This window comes from Rubrivivax soli (genome assembly GCF_049810355.1).
In the GTDB taxonomy this organism is placed as follows: Bacteria; Pseudomonadota; Gammaproteobacteria; order Burkholderiales; family Burkholderiaceae_C; genus Rubrivivax.
In genome coordinates, this window is sequence record NZ_CP187368.1 from 3,235,220 (window position 1) to 3,255,114 (window position 19,895).

A 19,895-nucleotide genomic window follows, 5' to 3' on the forward strand; every position below is an offset into this window, starting at 1 on the left:
GCGGTTCCGCCGCACCTCAGTCGCTGCCCAGCTCGACGGCAAAGGCCAGTGCCAGCTGCGTGAACTTCAGCGCATGCTCGGCCTGGTTGCCGAAGGTGGCGGTGGTGTCGTTCGGGGTGTGGATCTGCCGGTTCGACGCCGCGAAGCTCGACTCGAACGGGAACGAGGCGGCGAAGCCCCGCGCCGTCCACGACGCGTGGTCGGAACAGGCGTAGCCGCAGCGGTCGTAGCCCACCGTCAACGTCGGCAGGTAGCCGGCCGCGAGCGCGGCGACAAAGTTGTTCTGCGCCGTGTTGGTGTAGTCGGTGAACAGCCACAGGTCGGTGGCGTTGCCCTGGTAGGCCGTCATGTCGAGCTGCAGCACGCCGACCACGGGCCTGGCCGCGCGTGCGTACTTGGCCGCGATCTGCTGCGAGCCGCGCAGGCCCACTTCCTCGGCCGCGTAGGCGATGAACTCGACCGTGCGCTGCGGCTTGTAGTTGGCCGCCATCAGCACGCGGATCACCTCGGTCATCGCGGCCACGCCGCTGGCGTCGTCGTCGGCACCGGGCGCGCGCAGCGTCTCGGGCGAGCCCGCCGAGATGGAATCGAGGTGGCCGCCCAGCACCACGGTCTCGTCGGCGTTGGCGCCGTTGCCGCGGATCACGAACGACACCGAGCGCTGCGGCCAGCCGCTGTGCCGCACCTGCGTCACGCGCACGTCGCGCCGGCCGCCGGCCAGCGCCTTCCAGGTGTTGAACAGCCAGGTCGACGCCGCCGTGCCGTGCGAACTGTTGTACATGCGGTTCTGGAAGTCCGACAGCGACTGGATCGTGCCCAGGATGTGGCTGGCCTGCAGCTGCGGCAGCAGCGCCTGCACCTGCGCCGTGTCGTCCAGCGTGTAGCTGGGCGCGAGCGCCGGCACCACCTCGCCCTGCAGCCGGTGCAGGTGCGCCAGCGCCTCGGCCAGCGATGCATGCTGCATGAAGCCGCCGCAGCGGCGCAGCGTCTCGTGCACCGCCAGCGACAGCGCCGGCAGCAGGTCGTCGTCGATCTCGACCACGTGCACACCGTCGCGCGCGCCCACCAGGCGCCTGCTGCCGGGGCGTTCCGGCACGCGCACGTCGACCTGGCGCGTGGCGTGCGTCACGGCCTGCGGCGACAGCCGGTGCAGCAGCATGTGCGCGCCGTCGCCGACGGTGATGAAGGCCGGCGCGGCCTGCACGGCGCCGGCGCTGCAGAGCGCGGCGGTGGTGACCATGGCCGCATGGGCCAGCCGGCGCTGCGCAGCAGCGCGCAGGCCTCGGATCAGCGTCTGCATCGTCGTCGCTCCCTGCCCGGTGCGTGCCGGGCTGACGTTCACTCCACCGCCTTGACCATCTCCTCGACCACCTTCTTCGCGTCGCCGAAGACCATCATGGTCTTGTCCATGTAGAACAGCTCGTTGTCCAGGCCCGCGTAGCCGCTGGCCATCGACCGCTTGTTCACGATCACGGTCTTGGCCTTGTAGGCCTCGAGGATCGGCATGCCGTAGATCGGGCTGCCCTTCACGTGCGCGGCCGGGTTCACCACGTCGTTGGCACCCAGGATGATGGCGACGTCGGCCTGGCCGAACTCGCCGTTGATGTCCTCCATCTCGAAGACCTGGTCGTAGGGCACCTCGGCCTCGGCCAGCAGCACGTTCATGTGGCCCGGCATGCGGCCCGCCACCGGGTGGATGGCGTACTTCACCGTGATGCCCTTGGCCGTGAGCTTGGCGGCCAGCTCCTTCACCGCGTGCTGCGCGCGCGCCACTGCCAGGCCGTAGCCGGGCACGATGACCACGGTCTCGGCGTTGCCCAGCACGAAGGCCGCGTCGTCGGCGCTGCCGCTCTTCACGTTGCGCTGCACGCCGCCGCCCGCGGCCGCGGTGGCGGCCTCGCCGCCGAAGCCGCCCAGGATGACGTTGAAGAACGACCGGTTCATCGCCTTGCACATGATGTAGCTCAGGATCGCGCCCGAGCTGCCCACCAGCGAACCGGCGATGATCAGCATGCTGTTGTTCAGGCTGAAGCCGATGCCCGCCGCGGCCCAGCCGCTGTAGCTGTTGAGCATGCTCACCACCACCGGCATGTCGGCGCCGCCGATGGGGATGATGATCAGCACGCCCAGCACGAAGGCGATCGCCAGCATGGCGAAGAACATCGTCCAGTTCTCGGTGATCGAGAAGCCCACGCCCAGGCCCAGCATCGCCAGGCCCAGCACCAGGTTCACCATGTGCTGGCCGCCGAACGTGACCGGCGCGCCCTGGAACAGGCGGAACTTGTACTTGCCGCTGAGCTTGCCGAAGGCGATGACCGAGCCGCTGAAGGTGATGGCACCGATGGCCCCGCCCAGGAACAGCTCGAACTTGTTGCCGAAGGGAATGGGCGTGCCGCGCGCGGTGATGCCGAAGGCCCAGGGCTCGGCCACCACGGCGACCGCGATGAACACCGCGGCCAGGCCGATCATGCTGTGCATGAAGGCCACCAGCTCGGGCATCTTGGTCATCTCGACGCGCTTGGCCATCAGCGTGCCCAGGGCGCCGCCGACCACCAGGCCGCCCAGCACCCAGACCATGCCCTGCGCGCGCGTCTGGCCCATGTCGCCGGCCAACTTGACGATCAGCGCCGCCGTGGTCAGCACCGCGATCAGCATGCCCAGCATGCCGAACACGTTGCCGCGGATCGACGTGGTGGGGTGGCTCAGGCCCTTCAGCGCCTGGATGAAGCAGACGCTGGCGACGAGATAGAGAAGGGTGACGAGGTTCATCGACATCACTTCTTCTCCTTCTTCTTGAACATCTCCAGCATGCGCCGCGTGACGAGGAAGCCGCCGAAGACGTTGACCGCGCACAGCGCGACCGCGAGCACGCCCATGCTCTTGCCCAGCGTGGTCTCGGTCAGCGCCGCGGCCAGCATGGCGCCCACGATGACGATGGCGCTGATGGCGTTGGTCACCGCCATCAGCGGCGTGTGCAGCGCGGGCGTGACGGTCCAGACCACGTGGTAGCCCACGTAGATGGCGAGCACGAAGATGATCAGGTTGGTGATGGTGGGGCTGACGATGTCCATGGCTTACTTCCTTTTCACTTCGCCGGCCTGGGTCATGAGGCAGGCGGCGACGATGTCGTCGTCCATCGGCACGTTGAAGCTGCCTTCCTTCGTGAGCACGAGCTTCAGGAAGTCGAGCACGTTGCGGGCGTACAGGCTGGAGCTGTCGGCGGCCACGAGGGCCGGGATGTTGGTCTCGCCGACGATCGTGACGCCGTGCTTCACCACCGTCTTGCCGGCTTCGGTGAGCGGGCAGTTGCCGCCGGCGGGGGCCGCCATGTCGACGATGACCGAGCCCGGCTTCATGCTCTGCACCATCTCTTCGGTGACGAGCACCGGCGCCGCGCGGCCGGGGATCAGCGCGGTGCTGATCACGATGTCGGCGGCCGCCACCTTCTTGGCCACCTCCACCTTCTGCCGGTCCATCCAACTCTGCGGCATTGGACGTGCGTAGCCGCCGACGCCGACCGCAGCCTCGCGTTCCTCGTCGGTCTCGTAGGGCACGTCGATGAACTTGGCGCCCAGCGACTCGACCTGCTCCTTCACGCTGGGTCGCACGTCGCTGGCCTCGATGACGGCGCCCAGCCGCTTGGCGGTGGCGATGGCCTGCAGGCCCGCCACGCCCACGCCCAGGATCACCACGCGCGCGGCCTTGATGGTGCCGGCGGCCGTCATCAGCATCGGGAACAGGCGCTGGTACTTGTCGGCGGCCATCATCACGGCCTTGTAGCCGGCGATGTTGGCCTGGCTGGACAGCACGTCCATGCTTTGCGCGCGCGTGGTGCGCGGCGCGGCTTCGAGCGAGAAGCTGGTGATGCCGGCCGTGGCCAGGCGCTGCAGGTTGTCGCGGTCGAAGGGGTTGAGCATGCCGACCAGGTTGGTGCCGGCCTTCATCAGGCTCAGTTCGTCGGCGTCGGGGCTCTTCACCTTCAGCACCAGGTCGGCGGCGAAGGCGCCGGCACGGTCGGTGATCTCGGCACCGGCGGCGACATAGGCGGCGTCGGTGGCGCTGGCGGCGACGCCGGCCCCCGACTGCACGCGCACCACGTGGCCCTGCGCCTTGAGTTTCTTGGCCGTCTCGGGGGTGACGGCCACGCGGGTTTCACCCGCCGCCGTCTCGAGCGGAACGCCAATCAGCATGGGGAACTCCTCACCAACGTCTCGTGTGGTCTTCCGGTGTCCGCAAGGCTGCGGGCGTGCCGGCGCGTTTGGGGGGCGAAGCTACCACAAGTTACCGTGGCAGGCGGCTAGCATCCGGTGATGTCTGCACCCCGCTGGAGCCCGAGCGTCACCGTCGCCGCGATCGTCGAAGCCGACGGTCGCTACCTGCTGGTCGAAGAGCACACGCCCGAAGGGCTGAAGCTCAACAACCCGGCCGGCCACCTCGACCCGGCCGAGTCGCCGCTGCAGGGCGTGGTGCGCGAGACACTGGAAGAGACCGCGCGTCACTTCACGCCGGACGCGCTGGTGGGCGTGTACCTGTCGCGCTTCCAGCGCCCGGCGCGTGCGGGCCGGCCGCCGCAGGACGTGACCTACCTGCGCTTCGCCTTCTGCGGCGAGGTGGGCGCGCCCGAGCCCGGGCGCACGCTCGACACCGGCATCGTCGGCACGCTGTGGCTGACACTCGACGAACTCCGCGCCGCCCATGCCCAGGGCCGGCTGCGCAGCCCGCTGGTGATGCGCTGCGCCGAAGACCACGCCGCGGGACGCCGCCTGCCGCTGGACACCGTGACCACCGACGCCAGCGTCTACACGCCCGAGATCAAGGGCTGACCCCAGGCGCGGGGCGCCCGAGCGTCTCCAGCCAGGCCAGCAGCAGCGCGTTCACGCGCGCCGGCTGCTCCATCGTCAGCATGTGGCCGGCGCCGGGCACCATCTCCAGCCGTGCGCCGGGAATGCCCGCCGCCAGCTCCTGCGCGTGCTCGGGCGGCGTCAGCCGGTCGGCCTCGCCGCACAGCACCAGCGCCGGGCAGCACACGGCCGGCAGCAGGGGGCGGCTGTCGATGCGCGCCATCACGGCGCGGTTCTGGCGGATCAGCTGCGCCGCGCCGGCCCTGCGCACGAAGCCCAGGTAGCCGTCGACCAGCGCGCGGCGGCGCAGGCTGTTGGGGTGGAAGGCGAACAGCAGGTTGGCCTGCAGCACCTCGTCGACGCGGCCTTGCTCGAAGTAGCCGATGGCGTCGGTGCGCAGCCGGACCAGCTCGGGCGTGTCGGGCCGTGCCGTGGTGCCCAGCAGCGCCAGCCCCTGCACGCGCGCGGGGGCCTGGCGCTGCGCCGCCAGCGCCACCATGCCGCCCATCGACGTGCCCACGAGCACCAGCGGCCCCGGCAGCTCGGCCAGCAGCGCCGTGGCCATGGCGTCGATGCTGTCGTGGCGGAAGTGCACGTCGCTGACGTGCACGCAGCTGCGGCTGGCCAGCGCGGGCAGCTGCTCGTGCCAGACGGTGGCGTCGCTGGCGAGCCCGGGCAGCAGGACGACGGTGGGCAGGGGCGGTGGCTTGGGCATGGCCGGCAGTCTGACAGACACACTGCGGCGGCGGAAACATGCCGGCAACGTCCGGCACGGCGGCTGCTTGTATAACGCGGCGACCATCCAAGGAGTGCCGCGTGCCGCGATCCCGTCTTCCTGCCTTTCGTTCCACCGCCCGTCGTTCCACAGGCCTCGCGGCCTGCCTGCTGCTCGCCGGTGCCGCCTCGGCCCAGGACTTCGACACGCTGCGGCGCGACGGCGCCACGCGCGAAGGCGGGCGTGTCGGGCTGGCACTGGTGGCGGGCCCGGCCTACAAGGGCTCGGACGACCGCCGGGTCTCGCTGCTGCCGGGCGTGGAGTACCGCTGGGCCAACGGCTGGTTCGCCGGCGTGGGCTCGGGCGTGGGCTACGAGTTCCTGCGCTCGGACACCACCACGGCCGGCGTGCGCCTGACGCCCGACTTCGGCCGCAAGGAGAGCCGCTCCGACGACCTGCGCGGCATGGGCGACGTGCGCATCCGGCCCGAGATCGGCGTCTACCTGAACCGCGCCGTGCTGACCCCGGGCCTGGCCCTGCACGGCGAGATGCGCCTGGGTGCCGGCGGCAGCGGCCTGCTGGCCGAACTGGGCGCCAGCTACGGCATGCCGCTGGCGCCGCAGTGGCGGCTGCGCTTCGGCGCCACGGCCACGCTGGCCAACGACGACTACATGCAGACCTTCTTCGGCGTCACGCCCGAACAGTCGGCCAGCACCGGCCGCTACGCGCCCTACACGGCCGAGGCCGGCGTGCGCGACACCAAGCTCGCGGCCACCGTGCTGCACCTGGTCTCGCGCGACTGGGCCGTCACCGGCACGCTGTCGGCCAGCACGCTGCACGGCGACGCCGCCGGCAGCCCGCTGACCCGCCAGCGCACCAACATCGGACTGCTGCTGGCGGTGGGCACGAGCTTCTAGGCGCCCGCGCGGCGGCCCGTGGCCGCGGCCCCGTGATCAGTCCTGCGGACCCCCTGCGGCGCGGTATCGGCGACATTTGCACGCACCAGACCTCGCCCGGGCGACCAGCGCCGCCCGCGCAGGTGGACCAGCAGCGCTGCATGTGGGGGCACCATGGCCAAGCACCTGATCTTCCTCGTCCACGGCATGGGCGCATTCGAGCCGGGATGGTCCGAATCGACCCAGCAGCAGATCGCCGGCCTCTTCGGTCGCTACGAGGCCCTGCGCAAGGGCAACTGGCTCGCCGAATTCGAGTTCCGCGAGATCAACTACAACCACGTCTTCGAGGCCTGGCGCCAGCAGTGGCGGGACGACGCCGCCCAGGCCGCGCAGGCGCTGGTCTCCAACGGCCTGCACAAGGGCGTGGCCAAGGACCTGGTCGACCTGGCCGGCCAGGCCGGCGGCGACGGCTTCCTGCGCACGCACGTGCTCGACGTGGTCCTCTACCGGTTCCTGATGCCGGTGGCGCAGGAGGTCTGGCGCAGCCTGCAGCAGCAGGTGCTGGGCCACCTGAAGAGCCAGCCCCGCGACGACGCGCTGCACTACTCGGTCATCGCACACTCGCTCGGCACGGCCGTCACGTACGAGGGCTTCCACGCGATGATGACGCTCGGCCCCGGCGCCGACGGCACCCGCCTCGGCACGGCCTTCCGGCCCGACAACGTGTTCCTGGTGGCCAATGCGGTGGTGCCGCTGTGGAACCGCGGCGGCTCCGAGTACGCGGCGGTGATGGCGCCCACGCTCAGCGTCAGCGACGGCTGGTGCTTCCAGATGGCCAACTTCGGCCACGCGCTCGACCCCGTGGCCCGCCTCGACCCGTTTGCACCGCCGGACAACTGGTTCTCGCCCCTCATGCCGCGGGACGAGGTCTACCTCGACGTGACGCTGCCGGCCAAGGACATGCACGACGAGAACGTGCACGCGCTCGAACACTATCTGAGCCACCCGGACGTGCACGTGCCGATGCTGCGCACGCTGGCCGGCTTCCGGGCCGCGGTGTCGAAGGACGAGCACGCCGCCGCGCTCGCCGACTGGCGCAAGAAGACGCTGGGCGCCAAGGCGCTGGCCAAGGCCAGCGACAAGCTCAGGGCCATGCTGGTGAACGCCACGGCCGACTGGAGCAAGGAAGTGGGCATGCTGCTGGCCCTGCGCCAGCTGGCCGGCCAGCGCGCACGGCAGGATGGGGAGAGCTGACATGGCATCGACGACCCCACGCACGCGCCTGCGCACCGCGAAGGCCGCCCTCGCTGCAGCCTGGCTGGCCTGCGTCTGCCTGGCTGCGACAGCGCAGCCGGCAGCCCAACCAGCGGCACCAGCCGGTGCAGCGCCGGCCATGCCATGCCGCTACCCCGCAGCCCAGACGCCAGTGGCCGACTACGCCACGGCGCTGCGCGAGGCCAAGCGTGCCGACTGCCTGGGCAACGCCCGCAACGACCCGCACCCGCTGGTGGCCCAGTTCAATGCGCAGACCGAACTGCCCATCCTGAAGGGGCAGAGCGCCAGGCTGCTCGACGCCATCGACGTGCTGCTCGGCGAAGCCGCCGCGGGCAGTGCCGGCGCGCTCGAGACCGAGGCCTGGCAGGCGATGCTGCTGGAACTCGGGCGCGTGCGCGGCGAGCTGCAGGGGCTGCCGGACAGCAGGACGGCGCAGGCATGGCTCGACGCCGTGCAGACGGCGATCCCGGGCAAGTGGCGGCGCGTGGCCAGCAGCGACGCCCCGACGCCGCTGGGCGGCCAGGTCATCGCGCTGGGCACTCCGCCGGCAGCGTGCGTCGACGGCACGCCCTGCCCGGCGTTCCAGGCGCGCCTGGCCCAGGTGCGGGTGGCCAACCTGATGGCGCGGCTGCAGCGCTATGCGCAGGACGAATCGCTCGACCAGCAGTACGCCGACAGCACGCTGGCCCTGGCGCAGTGGACGTCGTACCGCGTGTCGGGCCACCACCAGTACGTGTGGGAGGTCGCCGCCAACAGCGCGCTGATGGGCCGGGACCTGTGCCCCGAGGATGCCGGCACGCGCATGAAGATGGGCTTCTGCAAGGTGCCCACGTCGCAGCTGATCCTGATGCACCCCGACGGCGCGCTGCGCTGGTCGCGCACGGCGCAGGACGCCGGCGAGCTCAAGCCCGCCGTGCTGGTGCAGGTGGTCGGCTGGTACTGGTGGCGCTGGGAGCAGGTCGACGGCCGGCCGACGGGCGTGATGACCGACCGCCGCGGCGTCTCGCTGGCGGCCACCTACACCCAGAGCGACACCGAGCAGCGCTGGGGCTACGGGCCGATGTTCCACTACGACAAGTACAACATCGCCGTGACCAAGGCGTCCGGCGGCAAGTGGAGCGTGGTGCTGAACCTGAACTTCGCCGAGGACATCTTCGGGCGCAAGGAAGCCTTCACGAACGAACTGGCCAGCATCCGCAAGTCGGGCTTCCTGGATCTGCTGTTCCGGTAGGCCGGGCAGCCGTTATGCTCGTCGGCCATGAGCAGCATCGCCCCCTTCCACCTGGCCTTCCCGGTCGACGACCTGCCCGCGGCGCGCGCCTTCTACGGGGGCCTGCTCGGCTGTCCCGAAGGCCGCAGCAGCAGCGAGTGGATCGACTTCGACTTCTTCGGCCACCAGATCGTCGCCCACCTGGCCCCGAAGTCCGCAGGCGCGCACCACAACCCGGTCGACGGCCACGACGTGCCGGTGCCGCACTTCGGCGTGGTGCTCGACTGGGACGACTTCCACGCGCTGGCCGCGCGGCTGCGCGCGGGCGGCGTGCGCTTCGTCATCGAGCCCCACATCCGCTTTGCCGGCCAGGTCGGCGAGCAGGCCACGATGTTCTTCCGCGACCCCTGCGGCAACGCGCTGGAGTTCAAGGCGTTCCGCGACCGGTCGCAGCTGTTCGCCAAGTAGCCGCCCCGCCCGGCGGGGCCGAGGAGTCCGCATGCCTCAACGTGCTCGCACCCCGACTGCAGCCGTGGTCTGCGTGTGGCTGGCCCTGGTCGCGACAACCGCCGCGGCGCAGGACACCTACAGCGGCTTCCTGTGCTGCAACATGCGCAGCGACGGCCGCTGGATCAGCGACATCAACTACGCCGAGTCCGGCAAGGTCCTGCTGCCGCTGGGCACGCCGGTGACGATCACCGGCTACGGCCGCCAGCGCGTGCTGGTCGAGATCAAGGGAAAGGCCCAGGCGCTGGGCAACGACTACAGCCGCGACATGCCGCTGGACGCCTTCGCGCAGCGCTACGTGCTGCGCGAAGACCCGGCGCTGCGCCTGGCCGCATGGCCCGAGAAGGTGCAGCGCGCGGTGCGCTCGGCGCGCGTCACGCGCGGCATGACGCGCGAGCAGGTGGTGATGGCCGTGGGCTACCCCGTCACCAGCGAGAACCCGCACCTCGACGCGCCCGACTGGCGCTATTGGCTGCACACCTTCCAGGAATTCCGCGTCTTCTTCGACGACGCCGGGCAGGTGCGCGAAGTACGCACCGACCCCGACACGCGCCGCATCGTCGTGCTCGACTGAACGGCCTGGCAGCAGGCGGCCTGCCCGCCTACTGCCAGCGCCAGGCGGCGATGTCGTTGACGAACGCCGGCACGTCCTTCCACAGCCCCTGCACCCGCGCGTGCGCGATGGTGATGAAGGTGGGCTGGTACAGGTAGGCCGCCACGGCATCGTTGGCCACCAGGCGCTGCGCCTCGGCGAGCAGCCGGTTGCGCTCGTCGGGCTGGATGGTGGCGTTGATCTTCGCCCACAGCGCGTTGAACTCGGCCGACTCGTAGCCCCAGTAGTAGTTCGGGCGCGCGAAGTTGCCGAAGTCCAGCGGCTCGGCGTGCAGGATCACCGTCAGGTCGTAGGCCTTCTGGCCGTAGACGCCGCTGAGCCACTGCGCCCACTCCACGTTCTCGATCTTCGCGTTGATGCCCACCTTGGCCAGCATCGCGGCGATGACCTCGCCGCCCTGGCGCGCGTACGGCGTGGGCGGCAGCTTCATCGTCAGCTCGAGCGGCAGCGCCACGCCGGCCTGGTGCAGCAGCGCGCGCGCCCGGGCCTGGTCGAAGGCGTTGATGGCGGTGGTGTCGATGTAGCCCGGCGCGCCGGGCACGTAGTAGCTGCCGATCGGCACGCCGAAGCCATCGACCGAGCCATCGATCACGCTCTGGCGGTCGATGGCGACGGCGATGGCGCGGCGCACGCGCACGTCGTCCAGGGGCTTGCGCTTGTTGTTGATGGCCAGGATGGCCTTGGCCCGTGAGCCGCCCACCAGCACCTGGTACTTCCTGTTGCCCTGGAACTGCTTCAGGCTGCGCGCGGCCGAGACACGCGGGAACACGTCGACGTCGCCCGACAGCAGCGCCGCGACCTGCGCCGCCGGGTCGCCGATGAAGCGGATCTGCACCCGGCGCAGCGCCACGCTGCGCGCATCGCGGTGGCCGTCCCAGCGCACCAGCGTGACCGACGCGCCACGGTTCCAGGCCTCCAGCCGGTAGGGCCCCGTGCCCACCGGCTGCGTGGCGTTGGTGGGCATGCTCTTCGGCTCGACGATGATGGCCGTGGCCTGGCCCAGCTGGAACAGCAGGTCGGGGTTGCCGTTCTTCAGCGCCAGCACCACGGTGCGCGCATCGGGCGTGTCGATGCGCTCGATGTTGGCGAACACCGCCTTGTCCTTGTTGGTGCTGTCCTTCGCGGCGGCGCGCTCGAAGCTGGCCTTGACGTTGGCCGACGAGAACGGCTCGCCGTTCTGGAACGTGACGCCCTGGCGCAGCGTGAAGGTCCAGGTCTTCAGGTCGGGCGCCGTCGTCCAGCGCTCGGCCAGCAGCGGCGTGACGCGGCCGTCGCCGTTGATCTTCGTGAGCGTCTCGAAGACGTTGTAGAGCACGATCTCGCCGATGGCCGAGGCCGCGCCGGCGGTCGGGTCCAGCCCCGGCGGCTCCAGCGTCATCGCCAGCGTCAGCGTGTCCTTCTTCGGCTGCGCGTGCAGCAGCGGCGGTGCCAGCAGCAGCGTGGCGGCCATGGCGACGGCGGCAGCGGCGGCCAGGCAGCGCCGCAGCGTCGACGGCGCGGTGGAGGTCGGTGACGTCATGGCGGGCGGGCTCCAGGCGGTGGCGACGAGGGCCGCATCGTAGCGGCCGGCCCGCTGCCGTCCACCGCGCCGCGCGCGGCGCCGCCGCCGCCGGCCCTCAGCGCGGCGCGCCGAGCACCATCGTCCAGTAGGTGCCGTAGCGGCTGTCGCCCGTGCCCGCGACGCAGGCCAGGCCGATGTCGCGGTAGCTCGCGCGCAGGATGTTGGCGCAGTGCCCGGGGCTGGCCATCCAGGCCTGCATCACGGCCGCCACCGTGGGCTGCCCGGCCGCGATGTTCTCGCCCCAGGTGCCGGCGCTGTAGCCGGCGGCGGCGGCGCGCGTGCCGGCGCTGCTGCCGTCGCTGCCGGTGTGGCTGAAGAAGTCGCCGGCCACCATGTCGTCGGAGTGCACCAGCGCAGCCTGCGCCAGCGCGTTGTTCCAGGCCAGCGGCGTGGAAGGCGCGAAGCTGCCGCTGCTGCCGCAGCTGCCGCCGGCGGCACGCGCCGCGTTCACCAGGCGCAGCACCTCGGCCTGGAAGTCGGCCAGGTTGCAGGTGGCCCGCGTGCCGGCCACCGGGCTGGCAGGCGCCTGGGCGGCCGGCGGCGCCGGGGCGGTGGCCGGCGCGCCGCCGTCGGCGCCGCCGCCGCAGGCTGCGAGGGCCCAGGACAGGGCGAGGGTCTGCGACAGCAGGCGGGCCCGGCGCAGCGCGCCGGCGGTGTGGATGGGGCTCATGGCCGCCAGCATCGCCGCCGCGCGGGGGGCGACATCAGCAGATGCGTCCGTGCGGGGGGTGCCGTCACGTTCGCTGACAGCACGGCCCGGTCGGCCGCGCAATCCGTCACGCCGCGGGTTGGATCGCCGCCACGGGTTCGGGCGCCAGCAGCGTGCCGTCGCGCAGGCCGCGCAGCGTGCCCAGCACCAGCACCAGGATCAGCAGCGAGGCCAGCGCCAGCAGCACCGGCCCCAGCACCGCCAGCGGCGTGCCCGGGCTGGCGAGACGCAGCGTCAGCGCCGCGAAGGCCGCCAGCGGGAACGACATCGCCCAGTGCGTCAGTGCGAACGGCATGCCGGCGATCAGCCGCGCCTGCGTGCCCACCCACAGGAAGGTGAACAGCGCCATGCCCCACAGCACCCAGGCCACCAGCAGCGGCGCGCCGAACTGCAGCAGGCCCAGGCCCACCACCGCGGGCGGCGCGATGAGGATGAACACCGTGGGCCGCAGGCGCTCGGGCCAGGGCCCCTGCACCAGCAGCCGCGCGACCAGCAGCACGAAGACCAGGGGCCAGAACAGCAGGCCGACGCCGAACTGCGCCGCAGCCCAGGCCTCGTGGCCCAGCGGCACGCCGGCCAGAGGCACCAGCACGTTGCCGACGATGGGGATGAAGAGCGCCGGCGTGATGCTGGCCCAGACCAGCCCGCCCTGCTGCGCACTGCGCCACCAGCGCGCCAGCACCCACAGCGTGACGCCGAACTGCCCCAGGCTGCCGGCCCACCACAGTGCCCGTGCCGGCAGGCTGGGCCCGAACAGCGCCACGGCCACGGTGGCCAGCAGCAGCACGGCGATCGGGAGCGTGGCGATGAAGGTGTGGCGCACCGGGTGGCGGCGGTCCTCGGCCCAGGCCTCCGCCTGTGTCCAGCCGCGCCACAGCGTGGCAGCGGCCAGCAGTGCGAAGACCAGCGCCGCCAGGCCGCCGACCACCAGCGCCACGGCGCCGGCCATCTCGCCCATCAGCGGCACCGCGCGGTGCCAGGCCAGCGCGAGGCCGCCCAGGCCCATCACGATGGCGTACCAGCCGGGGAAGAGGAACTTCAACTTCGGCGCGGCACCGCTCATTTCAGCTGCACGCCCGTGCTGTCGAACACCTGCAGCTGCACCGGGATGGCGGCCTGCACGCTCTGCGTCACGGTGCAGTAGGCCTCGAAGGTCGCGAGCACGCGGTCCAGGTGCTCGATCTGCGCGGCCGGCACGCCCAGCGTCAGCCGGGCCTGCAGCGCGAGCACGCGCATGCGGCCTTCGGCGTTGCGGCCGACGTCGGCGGTGACGCTGGCCGACAGCGGGTCGGGCACCTGCTTGAACTTGCGCAGCGCGAACAGCAGCGAGGCGCTCAGGCAGTTGCCCACCGCGGCCGCCAGCAACTGCACCGGCGATGGCCCGGCGCCCGTGCCCAGCGGCGCCGGCTCGTCGGCCAGCAGCGGCACGCCACCGGGGCCGAAGCGGATCTCGAAGCGGTAGTCCTGCTGCTGCTGCAGGTGCACGGTCTCGCTCATGGTGTCCCCGGGGTGCAGAGGTGGTTCAGCGGATCTTGCCCAGCAGCGACTGCACGTCCTCGAGCACCGCGTTCAGCTCGGCCTGGCGCTCCTCGGCCATGCCCAGGCGGCCCATCAGCTCCTGCTGCATGAAGCACACGGTCATGCGCACGTAGGTGCTGTCCAGCGCCTTGCGCACGGCCGACATCTGGCCGGCGATGTCGAGGCAGGCTTCACCTTCCTCGACCATGCGCTGGATGCCGCGCAGCTGACCTTCGGCGCGCTTGAGGCGGTTCAGGATGTCGGTGCGCGCGTCGGCGTCGACCAGGATGCTCATGGTGCAGGGCTCCGTCTTGGGGCTGGGATGGCTTCGAGTCGGCATTGTCCCTGCTCCACGAGGTTTCAGCGCGAGCAGCTCGCGCCACCCTCCGGCACACCCAGCTTCCTCAGCAGGAAGCTCGGCGGGCAGAAGTTCGTGATGCCCGACTGGAACAGGTTCAGGCCGACGAAGGCGGTGAAGGCGAGGAACCACGGGCTCACGAAGACGGGGCTGCCTTCGACGCCGAGGGCGAGCGACAGCAGCACGAAGAAACCGGCCATCAGGCGGATGTAGCGTTCGACGGTCATGGTCAGACTCCTGCAGTTGAGGTGGGGGCGGGGAGGTTCCGCCGCGCATTGGCGGCGAAGTAGAGAACAGGAATGACGACCAGGGTCAGCAGCGTCGAGACGGCGATGCCGAAGATCAGCGAGATCGCCAGGCCGTTGAAGATGGGGTCGTCGAGGATGAAGAAGGCGCCGATCATCGCGGCCAGCCCGGTCAGCAGGATGGGCTGCGCGCGCACGGCCGCCGACTGCACGACCGCGTCGCGGAAGGCCGTGCCCTGCGCCACCTGGAGGTCGATGAAGTCCACCAGCAGGATGCTGTTGCGCACGATGATGCCGGCCAGCGCGATCATGCCGATCATGCTGGTGGCGGTGAACGGCGCACCCAGCAACGCATGGCCGGGCATCACGCCGATGATGGTCAGCGGGATCGGCGCCATGATCACCAGCGGCGTGACGTAGCTCCTGAACTGCGCGACCACCAGCAGGTAGATCAGGACCAGGCCGACGCCGTAGGCCGCCCCCATGTCGCGGAAGGTCTCGTAGGTGATCTGCGACTCGCCGTCCCACTTCAGCGCGTACTGGCGGTAGGGGTCGGCGGGCTGGCGGATCCAGTATTCGCCCAGCTCCCCGGTGCCCGGCAGCGCGGCAGCGGCCAGCCGGCTGCGGATGCCGAACAGCCCGTACAGCGGCGAGTCCGGGGTCTGGCCGCCGGCGGCCACGTCGGCGTAGACGTAGCTCACGCCCTGCAGGTCCTTCGTGAACAGCGGCTTGTCGATGACGCCGCGTTCCACGCGCACCAGCTCCGACAGCGGCACCAGCTGCCCGCCCGCCGCACGCAGCGGCAGCGCCAGCAGCGCGTCCAGGCCCACCTGCGCCTCGCGCGGCAGCTGCAGCCGCACCGGCACCGGGTACTTGGCCTGGCCGTCGTGCAGCCAGGCGGCGTCCATGCCCGACAGCGCGCCCTGCACCGTGGCGGCGATGCTGGCCACCGGGATGCCCAGCGTCTCGGCGCGCTGGCGGTTCACGCGCAGGAAGGCGCGCGGCGCGTCGGCGCGCAGCGAGGTGTCGATGCCGGTGATGTCGGGCGTGGCGGCGAAGGCCTGCGCGACGCGCGCGGCCACGGCCTGGCGCCCGGCTTCGTCGGGGCCGTAGATCTCGGCCACCAGCGGGCTCATCACCGGCGGGCCGGGGGGCACTTCCACGATCTTCAGGTTGGCGGCGTGGCGCGCGGCGATCTTCTCGAGCTCCGGGCGCAGGCGCTGCGCGATGGCATGGCTCTGCTCGCTGCGGTGGGCCTTGTCGACCAGGTTCACCTGCAGGTCGCCCTGCTCGGCGTCGGCGCGCAGGTCGTACTGGCGCACCAGGCCGTTGAAGGTGATGGGGCTGGCCGTGCCGGCATAGCCCTGCAGGTCGCGCACCTCGGGCTGGCGGGCCAGGAAGGCCGACAGGTCGTGCAGCGCGGCGGCCGTGTCCTCCAGCGCGGTGCCGGCGGGCATGTCGACGACGAGCTGGAACTCGCTCTTGTTGTCGAACGGCAGCATCTTCAGCACCACCCACTGCACCACGGTCAGGCCGACGCTCAGCACCAGCGCCGCCACGATGCCGGCCAGCAGCAGCCAGCGCTTCCTGGCACTGTCGAGGAAGGGCGTGAGCAGCGCGGTGAACACGCGCGCCAGGCGGCCGGCCGCGGGCGGTGCCGCGCCGTGGCCCTGCGCCGTGGCGCCGTGCGGCTTCATCAGCTTCAGCGCCAGCCAGGGCGTGACGGTGAACGCGATCGCCAGCGACAGCGCCATGCCCAGGCTGCTGTTGATCGGGATCGGGCTCATGTACGGCCCCATCAGGCCGCTGACGAAGGCCATCGGCAGCAGCGCCGCGATCACGGTCAGCGTGGCCAGGATCGTGGGGCCGCCGACCTCGTCGACGGCCGCCGGGATGATCTCGCGCAGCGGCCGGCCCGGCTCGAGCTGCTGGTGGCGGTGGATGTTCTCGACGACCACGATGGCGTCGTCGACCAGGATGCCGATGCTGAAGATCAGTGCGAACAGGCTGACGCGGTTCAGCGTGAAGCCCCAGGCCCAGCTGGCGAAGAGGGTGGCGGTCAGCGTCAGGATCACCGCCGCGCCGACGATCACGGCCTCGCGCCGGCCCAGCGCCAGGCCCACGAGCAGGATCACCGAGCCGGTGGCGAATGCCAGCTTCTGGATCAGCTTGTTGGCCTTCTCGGCCGCGGTCTCGCCGTAGTCGCGCGTGATGGTGGCTTCGATGCCCGCCGGCAGCAGCGTGTTGCGCAGTGCGTCCACACGGTCGCGCACGGCGCGCGAGACGTCGACCGCGTTCTGGCCGGGCTTCTTCGTCACGGTCAGTGTCACGGCCGGGTGGCCGGCGCCTTGTGCGTTGCTGCCTGGTGCGTCGGCGCCGCCGGGCGTGAACCAGACATGGTGGCTGGCCTGCGCCGCGCCGTCGTGCACCTGCGCCACCTCACGCAGGTAGACCGGGCGGCCGTTGCTGACGCCGACGACGAGGTCGCCGACATCGGCGGCCGAGCGCAGGAACGCGCCGGTCTCCACCGCCAGCGTGCCGGCGCCGGTGGTGTCGATGACGCTGCCGGCCGGCATGCCCTGGTTGGCCGCGGCCAGCGTCTGCTGCAGGCGCAGCAGGTCGACGCCGCGTTCGCGCAGGCGCTCGGGCTGCAGCGTCACCTGCACCACGCGGCCGGGGCCGCCGATGGTCCGCACCTCGCGGGCGCCGGGCACGCGCTTGAGCTCGGCCTCCATCGCGTGGGCCACGGCCTGCAGCTCGCTGGCGCTGCGGTCGTCGCGGCTCCACAGCGTCAGCGCCAGCACCGGCACGTCGTCGATGCCCTTGGGCTTGACGATGGGCGGCAGCGTGCCCAGGCCCTGCGGCAGCCAGTCCTGGTTGGCGTTGAGCACGTCGTACAGGCGCACCAGCGCCTCGGTCCTCGCGACGCCGACCTGGAACTGCACCGTCAGCACCGCCACGCCGGGGCGCGACACCGAGTAGGTGTGCTCGATGCCGGCGATCTGGCCCAGCACCTGCTCGGCCGGGCGCGCCACCATGTTCTGCACGTCGGCGCTGCTGGCGCCGGGGAAGGCGACGATGACGTTGGCCATCGTGACGTTGATCTGCGGCTCTTCCTCGCGCGGCGTCACGAGCACCGCGAAGGCACCCAGCAGCAGCGCCACGATGGCCAGCAGTGGCGTCAGCGCATTGCGCTGGAAGGCGCGCGCCAGGCGGCCGGCCACGCCCAGGGTGGCAGGGGTGTTCATTGCGGCACGGCGCCGGCCAGGCCGGCGCGCACCGGGTCCAGCGCCACGCGCTCGCCGGCCTTCAGGCCTGCCAGCACCTCGATGCCGGCAGCACCGCGGTCGGCGCCCAGGCGCACGGCCTTCAGCACGAACCGGCGGTCCTGGGCCGCGTAGACGGCGGTCAGCTCGCCGCGGCGCAGCACGGCCGCGGCCGGCAGCACCAGGCGCTGGGCGGCGTCGGCGGCCTGCGGCGCGCCGCTGAAGCGCACGCGCACGTTCTGGCCCGGTTGCAGGGCGCCGTCCGCGAGCGCCGCGGGCGGCAACTCGAAGCGCCATTCGACGGTCTGGGAGACGGCATCGGTGGCGGGCAGGGCCTGGCGACGGGCCGGCACGATCCAGCGGCCGTCGGGCAGCTGCACCTCGACCTGCTGCGCCGCGGCCGCCACCGCCGCACGCGAGGCGGGCACCTGGGCCACGGCGCGCAACGCGCCCGGGGCGTACAGCGTGACGAGTGCGCGGCCGGGGACGGCGAGATCGCCGGCCTCGACGTGCGTGGACAGCACGACGGCGTCGAACGGCGCCGCCACCGCCGTGAAGCTGCTGGCCAGCGCCGCCTGGGTGCGCCCGGCCTGGGCCTGCTGCAGGCCGGCCTGCGCCGCTTGCAGCTGGGTCTCGGCGACGTCGAGTGCCGCCTGGCTGACGAAGCCCTGGCGGCGCAGTTCGCGCGAGCGTTCGGCCTGCACGCGGGCATTGCGCAGCGCGGCTTCGGCCTGGGCGACGCCGGCATCGCCGCGTTGCAGCCCGGCCTGGGCGTCGCGGGCGTCGATGCGCGCCAGCAGCTGGCCGGCGCGCACGCGGTCGCCGGCCTGCACGGCCAGCGCCAGCACGTTGCCGCCCACCTGGGCCGCCACCACGCTCTGGCGCAGCGGCTGCAGGCTGCCGTCGAGCACGAAACCGGCCAGCGCCGACGCAGGCTGCACCACGGCCGTGGGCACCGTGACCGCCGCCACGGGCACGGGCGGGGCCGCCAGCGCGGCGGAGGTGGCCACCGCCGCCAGCAGCATGGCGGCCAGCGCGGTGGTGCGGAGGGTGTGTGTGGAGACCATGACAGGCATCCTAGCACATACCCCACAGGGTATCAAGAAACTGCGAACAGACTACTTCGGCAGTCCGGCACAGACGTCGCGCCGGGGCCGGGCCGGCATCGTCTGGCCGCGCGCCTTGGCGCGTTCGGCCATGGCCTGGTGGTGCTGGTCGCGCGCGGCCGCGCACTCGCCCTGCGTCCTGGCCTCGGCCATCGCCTTCTGGTGCGCCGCGCGCTCCTCGGGGGTCATCATCGACCAGCCGGGCGTGACGTCGGCGCCGAAGCGCGGGCCCATGCCGGGGCCCATGCCTTGGCCCGGACCCATGCCACGGGGGGCGCTGGCGCCAGGTCCGGGCTGGGCCATCGCGGCGCCGACGCACAGACCCACCAGGGTCAGCAGGGAAACGAGGGGGAGCGGTGTCTTCACGGCGGTCTCCGTCAAAGCGTTGGTCGGACCCTCACCCTACCCCCATGGGTTTCCGGCACCTTGATGAAGAACAAGTTTGCTGCAGCCGACCCCCCATGCAACAGGCCCGCAGCGCGTGGGCGTCTGCGGGCCTGGAAAAGCCGGCACCGGGCGCCAGGCGGGCGCTGCGCGGTCCGGCCGGTCGGCGACTGGCGGTCAGAACGGGATGTCGTCGTCCATGTCGTCGAAGCCGGTGGCCGACTTGGCAGCCGGCGCCTGGCGCGGGGCCGGGGCCGCCGCGGCGCGCGGCGCGGGGGCGCTGCGCTGCGGGCGCTGCTCGTAGCCGCCGCCGTCATCGCCACCGCCGCCGCCGCCTTCACGGCCGCCGAGCAGCTGCATCTCGGACGCGATGATCTCGGTGGTGTACTTCTCGACGCCGTCCTTGTCGGTGTACTTGCGGGTCTTCAGACGGCCTTCGATGTAGACCGACTTGCCCTTCTTCAGGTATTCACCGGCGATCTCGGCCAGGCGGTCGAACAGCGCGATGCGGTGCCATTCGGTCTCTTCCTGGCGGTCGCCGCTGGTCTTGTCCTTCCATTGCCGGCTGGTGGCAACGGTGATGTTGCAGATGGCCGAGCCGCTGGGCATGTAGCGCACCTCGGGGTCTTTGCCGAGATTGCCGACGATGATGACTTTGTTGACGCTGGCCATGGGGCTGCTCCCGGGGAAC

The 19,895-nt window shown here is 71.7% G+C and carries 21 protein-coding genes; 6 read left to right on the forward strand and 15 right to left on the reverse strand.

Features of this window, described 5'->3' with window-relative positions:
* Positions 1-16 precede the first annotated feature (16 nt).
* From ACPOLB_RS14720 to ACPOLB_RS14735, 4 genes are read right to left on the reverse strand one after another with little or no spacing between them, the layout of a single operon-like run.
* Positions 17-1,300: a M20/M25/M40 family metallo-hydrolase gene (locus ACPOLB_RS14720; RefSeq protein WP_425256747.1), complete on the reverse strand. Its 1,284-nt coding sequence runs from the start codon at positions 1,298-1,300 to the stop codon at positions 17-19.
* A 38-nt stretch (positions 1,301-1,338) separates the two neighbouring features.
* Positions 1,339-2,775: an NAD(P)(+) transhydrogenase (Re/Si-specific) subunit beta gene (locus tag ACPOLB_RS14725; RefSeq protein WP_425256748.1), complete on the reverse strand. Its 1,437-nt coding sequence runs from the start codon at positions 2,773-2,775 to the stop codon at positions 1,339-1,341.
* Complete coding sequence (locus ACPOLB_RS14730; protein ID WP_425256749.1) at positions 2,775-3,071, reverse strand: NAD(P) transhydrogenase subunit alpha; 297 nt, start codon at positions 3,069-3,071, stop codon at positions 2,775-2,777. The genes ACPOLB_RS14725 and ACPOLB_RS14730 overlap by 1 nt, the downstream gene beginning before the upstream one ends.
* A gap of 3 nt (positions 3,072-3,074) precedes the next feature.
* A complete protein-coding gene (locus ACPOLB_RS14735) occupies positions 3,075-4,190 on the reverse strand; it encodes a Re/Si-specific NAD(P)(+) transhydrogenase subunit alpha (RefSeq protein WP_425256750.1) in 1,116 nt (371 codons plus the stop codon).
* A gap of 120 nt (positions 4,191-4,310) precedes the next feature.
* Here ACPOLB_RS14735 and ACPOLB_RS14740 point away from each other — a divergent pair, with 120 nt between their 5' ends.
* Complete coding sequence (locus tag ACPOLB_RS14740) at positions 4,311-4,823, forward strand: NUDIX hydrolase (RefSeq protein WP_425256751.1); 513 nt, start codon at positions 4,311-4,313, stop codon at positions 4,821-4,823.
* Here the strand turns inward: ACPOLB_RS14740 and ACPOLB_RS14745 are convergent.
* Positions 4,813-5,556 carry an alpha/beta fold hydrolase gene (locus ACPOLB_RS14745; protein WP_425256752.1) on the reverse strand — a complete coding sequence of 248 codons (744 nt, stop codon included), beginning with the start codon at positions 5,554-5,556 and terminating at the stop codon, positions 4,813-4,815. The two genes, ACPOLB_RS14740 and ACPOLB_RS14745, sit on opposite strands and share 11 nt — an antisense overlap.
* Positions 5,557-5,657: 101 nt before the next feature.
* Here ACPOLB_RS14745 and ACPOLB_RS14750 point away from each other — a divergent pair, with 101 nt between their 5' ends.
* The 5 genes from ACPOLB_RS14750 to bamE all read left to right on the forward strand — a co-directional run bounded on the left by ACPOLB_RS14750 (position 5,658) and on the right by bamE (position 10,018).
* Positions 5,658-6,473 carry a MipA/OmpV family protein gene (locus tag ACPOLB_RS14750; RefSeq protein ID WP_425256753.1) on the forward strand — a complete coding sequence of 272 codons (816 nt, stop codon included), beginning with the start codon at positions 5,658-5,660 and terminating at the stop codon, positions 6,471-6,473.
* A 153-nt stretch (positions 6,474-6,626) separates the two neighbouring features.
* On the forward strand, positions 6,627-7,706 hold the full coding sequence (locus ACPOLB_RS14755; protein ID WP_425256754.1) for a hypothetical protein: 1,080 nt from the start codon (positions 6,627-6,629) through the stop codon (positions 7,704-7,706).
* 139 nt (positions 7,707-7,845) lie between these two features.
* The gene (locus ACPOLB_RS14760) at positions 7,846-8,958 is read left to right on the forward strand and encodes a hypothetical protein (protein WP_425256755.1); all 1,113 of its coding nucleotides are present in this window, start codon (positions 7,846-7,848) and stop codon (positions 8,956-8,958) included.
* 27 nt (positions 8,959-8,985) lie between these two features.
* On the forward strand, positions 8,986-9,405 hold the full coding sequence (locus ACPOLB_RS14765) for a VOC family protein (protein ID WP_425256756.1): 420 nt from the start codon (positions 8,986-8,988) through the stop codon (positions 9,403-9,405).
* Positions 9,406-9,436: 31 nt separating this feature from the next.
* Positions 9,437-10,018: an outer membrane protein assembly factor BamE domain-containing protein gene (bamE, locus tag ACPOLB_RS14770; protein ID WP_425256757.1), complete on the forward strand. Its 582-nt coding sequence runs from the start codon at positions 9,437-9,439 to the stop codon at positions 10,016-10,018.
* Positions 10,019-10,046: 28 nt separating this feature from the next.
* On the opposite strand, the gene ACPOLB_RS14775 is transcribed toward bamE, so the two are convergent.
* The 10 genes from ACPOLB_RS14775 to ssb form a co-directional block, all read right to left on the reverse strand.
* Positions 10,047-11,576, reverse strand: a complete 1,530-nt coding sequence (locus ACPOLB_RS14775; RefSeq protein ID WP_425256758.1) for an ABC transporter substrate-binding protein — start codon at positions 11,574-11,576, stop codon at positions 10,047-10,049.
* A gap of 97 nt (positions 11,577-11,673) precedes the next feature.
* The gene (locus ACPOLB_RS14780) at positions 11,674-12,288 is read right to left on the reverse strand and encodes a CAP domain-containing protein (RefSeq protein ID WP_425256759.1); all 615 of its coding nucleotides are present in this window, start codon (positions 12,286-12,288) and stop codon (positions 11,674-11,676) included.
* 106 nt (positions 12,289-12,394) lie between these two features.
* On the reverse strand, positions 12,395-13,369 hold the full coding sequence (locus ACPOLB_RS14785; protein ID WP_425256760.1) for an SLAC1 anion channel family protein: 975 nt from the start codon (positions 13,367-13,369) through the stop codon (positions 12,395-12,397).
* Between the two features lie 17 nt (positions 13,370-13,386).
* Positions 13,387-13,824 carry an OsmC family protein gene (locus ACPOLB_RS14790; RefSeq protein ID WP_425256761.1) on the reverse strand — a complete coding sequence of 146 codons (438 nt, stop codon included), beginning with the start codon at positions 13,822-13,824 and terminating at the stop codon, positions 13,387-13,389.
* Positions 13,825-13,849: 25 nt separating this feature from the next.
* A complete protein-coding gene (locus ACPOLB_RS14795) occupies positions 13,850-14,140 on the reverse strand; it encodes a metal-sensing transcriptional repressor (RefSeq protein ID WP_425256762.1) in 291 nt (96 codons plus the stop codon).
* 65 nt (positions 14,141-14,205) lie between these two features.
* Positions 14,206-14,430, reverse strand: a complete 225-nt coding sequence (locus ACPOLB_RS14800; protein ID WP_425256763.1) for a YgaP family membrane protein — start codon at positions 14,428-14,430, stop codon at positions 14,206-14,208.
* A 2-nt stretch (positions 14,431-14,432) separates the two neighbouring features.
* Positions 14,433-17,696, reverse strand: coding sequence for an efflux RND transporter permease subunit (locus ACPOLB_RS14805; protein ID WP_425256764.1), 3,264 nt, complete (start codon positions 17,694-17,696; stop codon positions 14,433-14,435).
* Complete coding sequence (locus ACPOLB_RS14810; RefSeq protein WP_425256765.1) at positions 17,693-18,781, reverse strand: efflux RND transporter periplasmic adaptor subunit; 1,089 nt, start codon at positions 18,779-18,781, stop codon at positions 17,693-17,695. The genes ACPOLB_RS14805 and ACPOLB_RS14810 overlap by 4 nt, the downstream gene beginning before the upstream one ends.
* Positions 18,782-18,832: 51 nt before the next feature.
* Positions 18,833-19,186, reverse strand: a complete 354-nt coding sequence (locus ACPOLB_RS14815) for a hypothetical protein (protein WP_425256766.1) — start codon at positions 19,184-19,186, stop codon at positions 18,833-18,835.
* A gap of 195 nt (positions 19,187-19,381) precedes the next feature.
* Positions 19,382-19,876 carry a single-stranded DNA-binding protein gene (gene ssb, locus ACPOLB_RS14820; RefSeq protein ID WP_425256767.1) on the reverse strand — a complete coding sequence of 165 codons (495 nt, stop codon included), beginning with the start codon at positions 19,874-19,876 and terminating at the stop codon, positions 19,382-19,384.
* Between the last annotated feature and the right edge of the window lie 19 nt (positions 19,877-19,895).

Bases quoted from the DNA above. Each gene is read 5' to 3' on its own strand.
- ACPOLB_RS14720 (WP_425256747.1), bottom strand. From the start codon at position 1,300: ATGCAGACGCTGATCCGAGGCCTGCGCGCTGCTGCGCAGCGCCGGCTG.
- ACPOLB_RS14725 (WP_425256748.1), bottom strand. From the start codon at position 2,775: ATGTCGATGAACCTCGTCACCCTTCTCTATCTCGTCGCCAGCGTCTGC.
- ACPOLB_RS14730 (WP_425256749.1), bottom strand. From the start codon at position 3,071: ATGGACATCGTCAGCCCCACCATCACCAACCTGATCATCTTCGTGCTC.
- ACPOLB_RS14735 (WP_425256750.1), bottom strand. From the start codon at position 4,190: ATGCTGATTGGCGTTCCGCTCGAGACGGCGGCGGGTGAAACCCGCGTG.
- ACPOLB_RS14740 (WP_425256751.1), top strand. From the start codon at position 4,311: ATGTCTGCACCCCGCTGGAGCCCGAGCGTCACCGTCGCCGCGATCGTC.
- ACPOLB_RS14745 (WP_425256752.1), bottom strand. From the start codon at position 5,556: ATGCCCAAGCCACCGCCCCTGCCCACCGTCGTCCTGCTGCCCGGGCTC.
- ACPOLB_RS14755 (WP_425256754.1), top strand. From the start codon at position 6,627: ATGGCCAAGCACCTGATCTTCCTCGTCCACGGCATGGGCGCATTCGAG.
- ACPOLB_RS14760 (WP_425256755.1), top strand. From the start codon at position 7,846: ATGCCATGCCGCTACCCCGCAGCCCAGACGCCAGTGGCCGACTACGCC.
- ACPOLB_RS14765 (WP_425256756.1), top strand. From the start codon at position 8,986: ATGAGCAGCATCGCCCCCTTCCACCTGGCCTTCCCGGTCGACGACCTG.
- bamE (WP_425256757.1), top strand. From the start codon at position 9,437: ATGCCTCAACGTGCTCGCACCCCGACTGCAGCCGTGGTCTGCGTGTGG.
- ACPOLB_RS14775 (WP_425256758.1), bottom strand. From the start codon at position 11,576: ATGACGTCACCGACCTCCACCGCGCCGTCGACGCTGCGGCGCTGCCTG.
- ACPOLB_RS14780 (WP_425256759.1), bottom strand. From the start codon at position 12,288: ATGAGCCCCATCCACACCGCCGGCGCGCTGCGCCGGGCCCGCCTGCTG.
- ACPOLB_RS14790 (WP_425256761.1), bottom strand. From the start codon at position 13,824: ATGAGCGAGACCGTGCACCTGCAGCAGCAGCAGGACTACCGCTTCGAG.
- ACPOLB_RS14795 (WP_425256762.1), bottom strand. From the start codon at position 14,140: ATGAGCATCCTGGTCGACGCCGACGCGCGCACCGACATCCTGAACCGC.
- ACPOLB_RS14800 (WP_425256763.1), bottom strand. From the start codon at position 14,430: ATGACCGTCGAACGCTACATCCGCCTGATGGCCGGTTTCTTCGTGCTG.
- ACPOLB_RS14805 (WP_425256764.1), bottom strand. From the start codon at position 17,696: ATGAACACCCCTGCCACCCTGGGCGTGGCCGGCCGCCTGGCGCGCGCC.
- ACPOLB_RS14810 (WP_425256765.1), bottom strand. From the start codon at position 18,781: ATGGTCTCCACACACACCCTCCGCACCACCGCGCTGGCCGCCATGCTG.
- ssb (WP_425256767.1), bottom strand. From the start codon at position 19,876: ATGGCCAGCGTCAACAAAGTCATCATCGTCGGCAATCTCGGCAAAGAC.